Here is a 10,888-nt window from a genome sequence, read left to right as displayed (position 1 = left end):
TGAACTGACCCCCTTCCGAACTGCACAGGGTATAGTGCGGGTAACAGGAGGGTACGATGAGCGAAGAAGCACCGGTGAAGCGCTGGACCGCCAAGCGCAAGACGGCCGTGGTGATGGAGATCTTCAAGGGTAAGACCACGGTCGCGGAGGTAGCGCGGCAGCATGATCTGACCGTCTCCGAGGTCGAGGCCTGGATGGACGAGGCCCAGAAGAGCATGGAGAACGGCTTCCGGTCCCGGCCCAAGGATATCCGCGAGCAGTACGAGTCGGAGCTCCGCGAGACACGGGAGGCGCTGGGCGAGGCCCATCTGCAGATCTACGCGTTAAAAAAATACAAGCGCCTGCTCGACGACGAGGAGAGCTCGTAAGGTCGGTGCAGGCGGAGATGGCGGCTGAGGGCCGGCCGGTGCCGTTGGCGAAGCTGTGTCGCTGGTTGGGCGTTCCCAGACGCTCGGTGTACTACCGGCCGAAGCGGCGGTCCCGACCGCTCAACGAGCTTCTGGTGGCACGTATCAAGGCCAAGCTGGAGCAGTTCCCGACCTACGGGTATCGCCGCCTGGCGGCGATACTGGGCGAGAACCGGAAGCCGGTCCAGCGGGTTCTGCAGCGCAAGGGCTGGCAGGTCCGGAAGCGGCCCCAGGGCCATCGGCCGCGGGCTCGGAGTCTGCCCTCGGTGGCCAGCCGGCCGGATGAACGATGGGCCACTGACCTCACGCAGGTGTGGTGCGGCAAGGACCGCCGAGCAGCGCTGGCTGTCGTCATCGACTGCTGCACCCGTGAGGTGCTCGGCTGGCGGCTCTCGAGTCGGGGCAACAGTCCCACGGCCGAGGCGGCCCTGGAGGAGGCGCTCATCGAGCGTCACGGTGTTCTCCAGCGAGTAGCCCGGCCATTGGCGCTCCGGTCCGACAACGGGCTGGTATTCAGCTCCCGGCAGTACACGGCGACGGTGAGGGCTTACGGTCTGACCCAGGAGTTCACGACGCCGTACACGCCGGAGCAGAACGGCCTGATGGAGCGCTTCTTCCGGTCCCTGAAGGAAGAGTGCATCTGGCAGCACCGATTTGAGTCGCTGGGCCAGGCCCGGACGGTCATCCGCCAGTGGATGAAGTACTACAACGAGCAAAGGCCGCATCAGGCCCTGGGCTATGCGGCCCCACGGGCACACCCCGCATTAAGCGCGTGAGGTGTGCAGAAACCAGGGGGTCATTACATCCTTACCTGACAGTATGATTTGTGCAACGGCCTCTAAGACGATGATCTAAAGGTGGCCGTGCGGTATGCTCGCCTTTTTTCTGGCAAAGTTGTGGTTTTATTTTCTGCCGGATCACATCGAGAGGTACGAAACCGTACCCCTGAGCGTATCCAGTCAATAGAGCTGTATAAACGCAGTCACCCAAGGTCAAAGATCAGGTAAGAATGATTTCTTTATCTTTTTCTGAATCTAGTGAGAAAATAATCCACTCCCCGCTTGCGGAATCAACGTAAGAGAAAGCTGAGAAGCTTTCTTTGTTCCCCAAAGACAAACCATGGAAAGTGCCCTTTCGTTTCTTGTTATAAATCACCTTTGCCGACCGACCTATGATCTTGCCAGTTACCGTTACCTCGTATTCTTCTTCGGAATCAAGCACACCAGGGGCTCTCTCCAGCCATTTGGAGTTAATGATGCCCTCATCAACTTTAGTTTCTACCGCCTCATTATTAGGTCCCTTTGTGATGTTAAGGAAGGCATTTTCATTATCCTCGAATCCCAGCCTGTGATTCCCATATTTTCGGAATTCGCCCCGTTTTTTTCTGCCAAATTGTGATAGCTTTTCTGCCTTTTCTCTTTCTCGCTCGCGTTCTTTCTCTAGCTTAGAGTAGACTTCTCCAACATTTTCATGAGCATTTTCTTGCGCCATTGCCCATCTCAACTTTCTTTCTGCTTCATCGAACATGCCGACATTAATCATTAGCTGAGCAATGTTTGCAGTTGCCAGAGTGCTGCCTTCTTCCTCTGCTCTGACGAATTTTTCATATTTCTTACCAGGTAAGCCTAAATCACCTTCACTGATAGCGATGTTGTTGAGTGCTGAAGAATTGTTAGGGTCTAGTCGTAAAAGTGTTTGATAGTTCAGGAAGGATAGTATTTGTATGTTAGATTCGGACTGTTGATAAGCAGCAGAAAATAATAGTTCCTTATTGTCTTCATTCGACGCCAAAGATATTTCGAAAGACGTGGCTGCGCACTCATGATCTTTTTCAATAACGCATAAGCGAGCTATTTCTTCATATATCGCTGGGCAATCCTCGTATCCCCTTCCTAGAATTCTTTCAAAGAGGACCTTTTTTGCTTTTTGCAGGTTTCCGGTTTCTCTGTATACTTCGGAAAGCTTAATGCTTGCCTTGTCTATTAGGGTAGTGTCCTCCGAACTATTTATAAACTCTACCCAAAGATTTTCAGAGTCATTGAAGGCGCTTATCCTCTGGTAGAGCTTGTCCAGCCAAATCAAGTAATTGAACTTTTCTTCACCAGATGCTGCGCTATTAGAGCGGCCTATTAAAATTTGTTTGGCGTCAGAACGGTTTCCATGAACGAATCTGGCGTGTTGGTATATAGCCTCTTCCATTGAATGGGTGGTCCTGTCCGAGCTTTTTGTTTTCCCAGCATGGAAAGCCCTTTCAGCCTCTTCTTCGCGCCCCTCCTTTAATTTATCAATTACTTCTGAAAGCCAATGCTTGTTTGGAGCTGGAGGCGATTGTTGTAGTCGGTTTTCTTCTGAATTGCTGTCTCTGCTTTCAATATTTTCTGCAGATGGTTCCTGGTATCCTTCTAAGGCAGTATGCGTTTCATTGTCTGCTCGGTTTCCTGCTGGGTCTGCAGAAACCTCTAAGCCTCCACTCCCCGCCTTCCAAGACATTGCAAATCTTGTCATCCTTTGCATAAATGGCCCAATGTGATTTCGGGAAAATACTAAAAAGGTCAGAATTATCAAGGCCCATTTGTTGCTTTCTATGAAATCCAAGAGCAGCTTAAATACTTCTAGGTAATGGTTTTCATTCATAGCTTTCAGGTCTCCGCAAAGGGGAAGAAACGTGCGCAAGTCTGAGGATGTATCTCGTAATTTTCCGGAACCACATGATTTAAAATAAACTTCCGCGAACGCGAATTACCAAGGCGAGCTTGGGAGGACAAAGGCGAGTGGTACTCAAAAAAAGCTGGCTGTCTGCAGCGGTGAGTTGCGCCCGCGGAAGTGGAGGCTAAGTGTGGAGCGAATCACTTGCGATGCCGGTCAGTCTCTTCTACTGAGGCGTTTAGGGCCGCATCCGCATCGAGATTCGCCGTTTTCCGGGAATTGGCGACCGATAGGGTTGCAGGTTGTCGAATCTGGGTACTGCGATTATCTAAGATTTCGGCTCCGTGCGAGTAGTGCTGTTGTAGGTGGTTGCGCACCTCATCTTGCACAGACCGACCCGTCGCCGCTGCTTTGGCCTTGATGCGCTCAAGCAGGTCATCGGGCAGATTACGGATAGTGATGGTCGCCATGCGTTCTCGAACCTCCCTGTCTACTCGGTACTCGGCTCCGCCCGCCACAGGTGGGAATACCACCAGTAGCGGCCGTCCGGGCCCCGGGCGGTGCAGTTGTAGTGGACCAGGCCGTCCTTCAGGGGCTGGCGGGCGCGGGCGGTGAAGGCGCGGCCCTCCAGGGGCCATTCCACCTTCGCCGGTTCGCTCTGGCCCTTCACGAAGCAGTTGAGCCCCTGCCAGCCCTCCACGGTGCCTTCCAGCTCCACGCGCACCCGGGGCCGCTCCTCGGCGGTGGCCGGGTCCCAGGGCTCCACCTCGGCCACGGGCAGGGCGCGGGTGGCCACGCGCAGGCGGAAGCGGTCCATGGGGAAGCCCTCGTTGCCAACCGGGAAGCGGCGCAGGGCGCGCAGGTCGGCGCCGTCGCCGATGGGGCCGGCGTGCTGGGCCACGCCCACGTGGTCCAGCTCGCGGACGATCTCGGCGGTGGCGGCGTCGTAATCGCCGTAGGGGTAGGCGAGCAGGCCCGGGTCGTCGGCCACGGCGTCCCCCAGCTCCTCGCGCAGGCGCTTCTCGGCGCCGGCGATCTCCTCGGTCACCCGCTCGGCCCAGGCGGCGTCCGACTCCTCCCCCTGGCGCTGGGGCAGGTAGGGGTGGGTCCGGGTGTGGTTGGCGAACTCCACGCCGGCCTCGGCCATCTCCCGCATCTGGTCCCAGGTCATGAAGTTGCTGAAGCCGCGGTCCACCGGGTCGGTGCTGACGAAGACGGTGAAGGGCCAGCCGCGCTCCTGCAGGCGGGGGAAGGCCTCGTGGTAGACCGAGGCGTAGGCGTCGTCGATGGTGATGCTCACCACCTTGTCCGGCAGCTCGCGATCCTCCCGCAGGTAGCAGACCACCTTGCCCAGGGGCCAGATGCGGTAGTCGTTTTCCGCCAGATGATCCATCTGGGCCTCGAAGGACTCCAGGTCGATGCTGGTGGTCGGGTATTTCCCCTCGCCGAAGCGGTGGTAGATGAGCCCCACGGCGTCGGCCAGGGCCGGGAGGGGCAGGGCGAGGAGGAGCAGGGCAAGGAGGGTCTGGCGCACGGGGCCTCCGGGGAAGTAGGGATATCCCCATCCTAGCAGCGGTGGCGACGGATGGCGCATCCGGCGCCGGCGCTATGGCCTCGCATGATGGTACCCGAGTAGAATACGCGGCTTTGCTGTAATTGGTCGGAGCAGTGCCCATGGCCCGTCGCATCATCGAGACCATCGCCGACGAGCTGGATGTCTCCGCCCGCCAGGTAAGCGCGGCGGTGGAGCTGCTGGACGGCGGCGCCACGGTCCCCTTCGTGGCGCGCTACCGCAAGGAGGCCACCGGCGGCCTGGATGATACCCAGCTGCGCCGGCTCAACGAGCGCCTGTCCCAGCTCCGGGAGCTGGAGAAGCGCCGGGAGTCCATCCTGGCCAGCCTGGAGGAGCAAGGGGTGACCACTCCCTCCCTCCTCGCCGCCATCCGGGCGGCGGAGACCCGCACCCGGCTGGAGGACCTCTACCGCCCCTATGCGCGGAAGAAGCGTACCAAGGCGCAGGTCGCCAAGGAGGCGGGGCTGGGGCCGCTGGCGGACCAGCTCCTGGAGGCGCCGGACGAGGCGGATCCCGAGACCCTGGCCGTCGATTACTTGAATGCCGAGGCGGGCTTCGGCGATGCGGCCACGGTGCTGGCCGGCGCCCGGGACATCCTGGTCCAGCGCATGGCCGACGACGCCGACCTCGCCGCCCGGCTGCGCGACGAGATGGACAAGCGCGGGCAGGTGGTTCCCAGCGCCGGGGAGGAGGCCGAGCGGGATACCCGCTTCACCGACTATATCGATCGCCCCGAGCGCGTCCGTGACCTCCCGGCCCACCGCATCCTGGCGCTGCTGCGCGGCCGCGAGGCCGGGGCCCTGCGCCTGGCGCTGGTCCACGAGCGCGATATCGACGCCCCCGACGGCAGCCCCGACCACTGCGAGGCCATCATCGCCGCCCACTGGGGGCTGGGCCACGCCACCGGCCCCTGCGCCCCGTGGCTGCGCCAGACCGTGCGCCGCGCCTGGCGGGTGAAGATCGCCTCCCGGGTGGAGACGGAGATCTTCCGCCAGCTCCGGGAGAAGGCGGAGGAGGAGGCGGTGCGCGTCTTCGCCACCAACCTGCGCAACCTCCTGCTGGCGCCGCCGGCCGGTGCCCGCCCGGTGCTGGCGCTGGATCCGGGGCTGCGTACCGGGACCAAGGTGGCAGTGCTGGACGCCGCCGGCGGCGTGGCCGCCACCACCACCATCTACCCCCACGCCCCGCAGAAGCAGTGGGAGGCGTCCCTCCAGACCCTGGCCGACCTGGTGGCCGAGCACGGCGTCGCCCTGGTGGCGGTGGGCAATGGCACCGCGGCCCGGGAGACGGAGCAGCTCGCCGACGAGCTGGCCGGCCGCTGCCGCGGCCTTACCCGGGTGATGGTCAGCGAGGACGGCGCCTCGGTCTACTCCGCCTCGGAGCAGGCGGCCCGGGAGCTGCCGGAGCTGGACGTCTCCCTGCGCGGGGCCGTCTCCATCGGTCGCCGCCTGCAGGACCCGCTGGCGGAGCTGGTGAAGATCGAGCCCGGCCACATCGGAGTGGGGCAGTACCAGCACGACGTCAGCCAGAGCCGGCTCGCCGCCACCCTGGAGGGGGTGGTGGAGGACTGCGTCAACGCCGTGGGCGTGGATGTGAATACCGCCTCCCCGGCGCTGCTCTCCCGGGTCTCCGGGCTGGGGCCGTCGCTGGCGGAGGCGGTGGTCGCCCACCGCACCGAGAAGGGCCCCTTCCGCTCCCGCAAGGAGCTGCAGTCGGTCTCGCGCCTGGGTCCGGTGGCCTTCGAGCAGGCCGCCGGCTTCCTGCGGATCCGCGACGGCGAGGAACCCCTGGATGCCTCTGCGGTCCACCCGGAGGCGTATCCGGTGGTGGAGCGGCTGCTGGCGCGGCTCGGCCGCGGCGTCAATGACGTCATGGGCGATGCCGACGCCCTGCGCCGGCTCGACCCGCGCCAGTTCACCGACGAGCGCTTCGGCGTGCCCACGGTGACGGACATCCTCGCCGAGCTGGAGAAGCCCGGTCGCGACCCGCGCGGTGACTTCCGCACCGCCCGCTTCCGGGAGGACGTGACCAGGCCCTCGGACCTCACGCCCGGCATGGCGGTGGAGGGAGTGGTCACCAACGTTACCGATTTCGGCGCCTTCGTGGATATCGGCGTCCACCAGGACGGCCTGGTCCACATCTCCAAGCTGGCGAAGGAGTTCGTTCGCGATCCCCACGCCGTGGTCAAGGTGGGGGATGTGGTCAGCGCCCACGTCCTGGAGGTGGACCTGGAGCGGGGCCGGATCGGCCTGTCGCTCTGCGGCCCGGAGGCGGAGAAGGGGGCCGAGGGGCCCGCGAAGGAGCGCCGGGGGCGGAAACAGAAACCGCCGAAGGAAGAGAAGCCGCGCGGCGCCATGGCAGCGGCCCTGGCTGCGCTGCGCGATCGAAACTAGTTACAAGGAGTCAGCGAACATGTCCCAGGGAGAGAATCGGCCGCAACACCTTCAGGCCCGGATCGCGGAGGTGAAGCAGGAGACGCCGAGTATCCGCTCCTTCATCCTGGAGACCGAGGGCGCCTTCCACAGCCTGCCCGGGCAGTGGATCGACCTCATCATCCAGGTGGACGGCCAGCCGAAGGCGGCCGGCCTGTCCCTGACCTCTATTCCCAACGATGACGGCCGCCTCCAGGTGGCGGTGAAGCGGGCGGTGGAGCACCCGGTCACCCGCTGGCTCTACGAGGAGGCCGACGTCGGCGATACCGTGACCGTCTCCCAGGGCTCGGGGAGCTTCATCTACACCCCCGAGCGCGGCAGGAAGGTCATCCTCATCGGCGGCGGCGTGGGCGTGACCCCGCTGGTGAGCATCTTCCGCTACATCGACGAGTCGGTTCCGGATGCCGAGGCGCACCTGCTCTACTCCGTCGCCCAGGAGGAGGAGATCCTCTTCCGCGAGGAGCTGGAGCGCCGCTCGGCGGACAATCCCCGGGTGGACATGACCGTCACCGTCACCGGCGAGACCGGCACCTGGGGCGGACTCACGCGCTACGTCAACGCCGACCTCATCCGCGATCACTTCCTGGACCCGGAGGCCCTCTACTACCTCTGCGGCCCCAACGCCATGGTCGACGACCTCGCCGAGAGCCTGCCCCGACTCGGGATCCCCGCGGACCACCTGGTCTACGAGAAGTGGTGGTGAGCACCCGGGACGGCACGACACCGGCCCTCGCCATCCGGGGGCTGACCAAGGTCTACGCCGGTGACAAGCGGGCGCTGGACGGCATCGACCTCACCGTGGAGGCGGGGGACTTCTTCGCCCTGCTCGGGCCCAACGGCGCCGGCAAGTCCACCACCATCGGGATCCTCGCCTCCCTGGTGAACGCCACCGCCGGCTCCGTACAGGTCTTCGGCCACGACCTGGCGCGCGAGCGCGGCACCGTGAAGGCGGCCATCGGCCTGGTCCCCCAGGAGTTCAACTTCAGCCAGTTCGAGCCGGTGGGCGAGATCGTGGTCAACCAGGCCGGCTACTACGGCATCCCCCGCGCCCGCGCCTGGGAGAAGGCCGAGTCCCTGCTGCGCCGGCTGGGGCTGTGGGACCGTCGCAAGGACCAGGCGCGCCGCCTCTCCGGCGGCATGAAACGGCGCCTGCTCATCGCCCGGGCGCTGGTCCACGAGCCGCGGCTGCTCATCCTGGACGAGCCCACGGCGGGCGTGGACATCGAGCTGCGCCGCCACATGTGGCAGTTCCTGCGCGATATCAACGCCGAGGGGACCACGGTGATCCTCACCACCCATTACCTGGAGGAGGCCGAGCACCTCTGCCGCAACGTGGCCATCATCGATGACGGCCGGATCATCACCGATACCTCGGTGAAGGAGCTGCTCAGCCGCCTGGATGTGGAGACCTTCGTGCTCAATACCGACCAGCCGGTGGCCGAGGCGCCGACCATCCCCGGCTACACGGTCCACCGCGTGGATGCCACGACGCTGGAGGCGGAGGTCCCCAAGGCCCAGGGCCTCAACCGGCTCTTTGTCGTCCTGGGGGAGCAGGGGATCGAGGTGGTCTCCATGCGTACCAAGACCAACCGGCTGGAGGAGCTCTTCGTCCGCCTCACCGAGGGCGAGGACGAGGAGCAGGAGGCGCCGGCATGATGAGCCCCGCCGCGCAGTACCACGCCTTTCGCACCCTGCTCGCCAAGGAGATGCGGCGCTTTCTGCGGATCTGGGTGCAGACGGTGCTCCCCTCCGGGATCACGACGGCGCTCTACTTCCTGATCTTCGGCGGCCTCATCGGGCCGCGCGTGGGGGAGATGGGCGGCCACGACTTCATGACCTACATCATGCCCGGCCTCATCATGATGGCGGTGATCAACAACGCCTACGCCAACGTGGTCTCCTCCTTCTACGGCGCCAAGTTCCAGCGCTCGGTGGAGGAGATGCTGGTCTCGCCCATGCCCAACTACCTCATCCTCGGCGGCTACATCGCCGGGGGCGTGGCGCGGGGGCTCATCGTGGGCGCCGTGGTCACCGCCGTGGCGCTCTTCTTCACCGATATCCGCCCGGCCGACCCGGTCCTGACCGTCGCCACGGTCCTGCTCACGGCCATCCTCTTCGCCCTGGGCGGCTTCATCAACGCCGTCTACGCCAACAGCTTCGATGACATCTCCATCGTCCCCACCTTCGTGCTCACGCCGCTGACCTACCTGGGCGGGGTCTTCTACTCCATCGAGCTGCTGCCGGAGCCGTGGCAGACCATCTCCCTCATCAATCCCATCCTCTACATGGTCAACGCCTTCCGCGCGGGGATGCTCGGCTCCTCGGACGTCCCCGCCGGGGTCGCCGTGGCCGTGATGGCCGTTTTCATCGCCGGGCTTACCTTCGTCTGCCTGGAGCTGCTGCGTCGCGGCGTTGGGCTGCGTAGCTAGCGGGGTTGGAGGGGCAAAGCGGGGAGAAGAGGGTCGGGTAGCTCCGGGCGAACGTGCGGGGTAACGCACCCTTCGGGTGCCCTGCGCGGCTCGCCCGAAAGGGGGAAGCGCGCAAACTCGCTGTCGCTCGGACAAGCGCGCTTCCTTTTCCCTTTCGGGCTGCGCTGCTCGGTGCGTTACACACGTTCGCCCGGAGCCACCCGACCCTCTCCGGATCGCCCAGATCGCGGCCCGAAAGGGGTAGCGTTCACCGCCAAATCTGGTATTATGCGCCGCGTTGGTCACAGAGACCGACCGCGGAGCGGTAGCTCAGATGGTTAGAGTGCCGGCCTGTCACGCCGGAGGTCGCGGGTTCGAGCCCCGTCCGCTCCGCCACTCCATAGAAGGCCCCCGTCGCCCCCAATGCGGCGGGGGCCTTTCTCGTTCCGGGCCCTTGCGGCCATCGCGCCCGGCGGCTAGGGTCCAGTCAGCGCGAGCAGGCCCTGGCGAAGTTCTGGCTGGCACCCGTCGCACTGGCCGGTTCCACCCGTTTCGGGCCCAGGGAGCTGAGAGTCTTGAACCGGCTCGTTTCCGAGAATCGGGACGCCTTGATGGAGGCCTGGCATGACTACTTCCGTCGTTGAATTCCACCCGCGGGCCGAATCGGTCCGCTTCACGGATGAGGAACTCATTGTGGCGCTGGCGGATGGCCGTACGGTGACCGTCCCCCTTGTCTGGTTTCCCCGCCTGGCTGCCGCCACTCCGCAAGAGCGCGCCAATCATGAACTCATGGGGGATGGCGAGGGTATCCACTGGCCGGAACTGGATGAGGATCTGAGCGTCGCCGGCCTGCTGGCGGGACCGACTTCCTGACGGGCGCCTGTCTCGTTTTTCGAGTTCATTCCCGACCCTGGTGCTGTGGTATAGTCCGGCGCGTCTCGTTGCCGGAACCGTCCACCATGTCCGAATCGTCCGTGACGCCCACCGCCGAGCAGATCCGCGCCTACAAGGCCCGGGAGCTGGATGACCGCCTGGCGCTGGCCCTGGCGGTGGAGCCCGACGAGGTGACGCGCCACCTCATCGTCTTCGAGGAACAGTGGATGCAGGTTCGCTGCTACTTCGCCCGGCGGCTGGATCTGCGGCCGGGGGAGGTGGACGCCTTCCTGGCGGACGACGACCATGTCATCCGGCTCTGCGTGGCCAAGCGCCAGGACCTCTCGCCGGAGCAGATCGCGCGCTGCGTGGCCGACCGCGATCCCAACGTCCGCCACGCCATCGCCCGCCATCCCGGGCTCACCGAGGCGCAGCGGGCCGGGCTGGCCGACGACGAGGACGAGATCGTCCGTCAGGCGGCGGCGCGGGGGCCGCGGGAGATGCGCACGCGCCAGCGCCCGGATCAGGCGGTGCTGGTGCGCTGACGCC

12 protein-coding genes and 1 tRNA gene are annotated in these 10,888 nt (G+C 64.3%); 10 read left to right on the top strand and 3 right to left on the bottom strand.

Annotated features, from left to right (window positions below):
* Positions 1 to 56 precede the first annotated feature (56 nt).
* Both BM272_RS06750 and BM272_RS06745 read left to right on the top strand, forming a co-directional pair.
* Entirely contained in the window at positions 57 to 368 is a 312-nt protein-coding gene (locus tag BM272_RS06750) for a transposase (protein ID WP_093427751.1), read from the top strand.
* A 5-nt stretch (positions 369 to 373) separates the two neighbouring features.
* Positions 374 to 1,183 (top strand): IS3 family transposase, encoded by an 810-nt coding sequence (locus BM272_RS06745; RefSeq protein WP_275886929.1) that lies wholly within the window; start codon positions 374 to 376, stop codon positions 1,181 to 1,183.
* A gap of 223 nt (positions 1,184 to 1,406) precedes the next feature.
* On the opposite strand, the gene BM272_RS13550 is transcribed toward BM272_RS06745, so the two are convergent.
* The 3 genes from BM272_RS13550 to BM272_RS06740 form a co-directional block, all read right to left on the bottom strand.
* On the bottom strand, positions 1,407 to 3,041 hold the full coding sequence (locus tag BM272_RS13550; RefSeq protein ID WP_143613195.1) for a tetratricopeptide repeat protein: 1,635 nt from the start codon (positions 3,039 to 3,041) through the stop codon (positions 1,407 to 1,409).
* A gap of 212 nt (positions 3,042 to 3,253) precedes the next feature.
* Entirely contained in the window at positions 3,254 to 3,523 is a 270-nt protein-coding gene (locus BM272_RS13545) for a FitA-like ribbon-helix-helix domain-containing protein (protein ID WP_143613193.1), read from the bottom strand.
* A gap of 20 nt (positions 3,524 to 3,543) precedes the next feature.
* Positions 3,544 to 4,587, bottom strand: a complete 1,044-nt coding sequence (locus BM272_RS06740; RefSeq protein WP_159433033.1) for a polysaccharide deacetylase family protein — start codon at positions 4,585 to 4,587, stop codon at positions 3,544 to 3,546.
* Positions 4,588 to 4,727: 140 nt separating this feature from the next.
* Between BM272_RS06740 and BM272_RS06735 the strand changes: the two genes are divergently transcribed.
* From BM272_RS06735 to BM272_RS06700, 8 genes are all read left to right on the top strand, one after another.
* Positions 4,728 to 7,019, top strand: a complete 2,292-nt coding sequence (locus BM272_RS06735; RefSeq protein WP_093427994.1) for a Tex family protein — start codon at positions 4,728 to 4,730, stop codon at positions 7,017 to 7,019.
* A gap of 19 nt (positions 7,020 to 7,038) precedes the next feature.
* On the top strand, positions 7,039 to 7,761 hold the full coding sequence (locus BM272_RS06730) for a ferredoxin--NADP reductase (protein ID WP_093427993.1): 723 nt from the start codon (positions 7,039 to 7,041) through the stop codon (positions 7,759 to 7,761).
* Complete coding sequence (locus tag BM272_RS06725) at positions 7,758 to 8,714, top strand: ABC transporter ATP-binding protein (protein ID WP_093428018.1); 957 nt, start codon at positions 7,758 to 7,760, stop codon at positions 8,712 to 8,714. Before BM272_RS06730 ends, BM272_RS06725 begins: the two co-directional genes overlap by 4 nt.
* Positions 8,714 to 9,487, top strand: coding sequence for an ABC transporter permease (locus tag BM272_RS06720; RefSeq protein WP_205407771.1), 774 nt, complete (start codon positions 8,714 to 8,716; stop codon positions 9,485 to 9,487). Before BM272_RS06725 ends, BM272_RS06720 begins: the two co-directional genes overlap by 1 nt.
* Positions 9,488 to 9,785: 298 nt before the next feature.
* Positions 9,786 to 9,862 (top strand) — tRNA-Asp (locus tag BM272_RS06715).
* Between the two features lie 107 nt (positions 9,863 to 9,969).
* Positions 9,970 to 10,110 (top strand): DUF4160 domain-containing protein, encoded by a 141-nt coding sequence (locus BM272_RS14280; RefSeq protein WP_093428017.1) that lies wholly within the window; start codon positions 9,970 to 9,972, stop codon positions 10,108 to 10,110.
* Entirely contained in the window at positions 10,091 to 10,339 is a 249-nt protein-coding gene (locus BM272_RS06705) for a DUF2442 domain-containing protein (protein WP_093427991.1), read from the top strand. The genes BM272_RS14280 and BM272_RS06705 overlap by 20 nt, the downstream gene beginning before the upstream one ends.
* An 86-nt stretch (positions 10,340 to 10,425) precedes the next feature.
* A complete protein-coding gene (locus tag BM272_RS06700; RefSeq protein WP_093427990.1) occupies positions 10,426 to 10,884 on the top strand; it encodes a hypothetical protein in 459 nt (152 codons plus the stop codon).
* Positions 10,885 to 10,888: the final 4 nt, after the last annotated feature.

This window comes from Thiohalospira halophila DSM 15071 (assembly GCF_900112605.1).
Classification (GTDB): domain Bacteria; phylum Pseudomonadota; class Gammaproteobacteria; order Thiohalospirales; family Thiohalospiraceae; genus Thiohalospira; species Thiohalospira halophila.
Note: the sequence above shows the minus strand (reverse complement) of the source record. Positions and strands in the feature narration are given on the sequence as shown.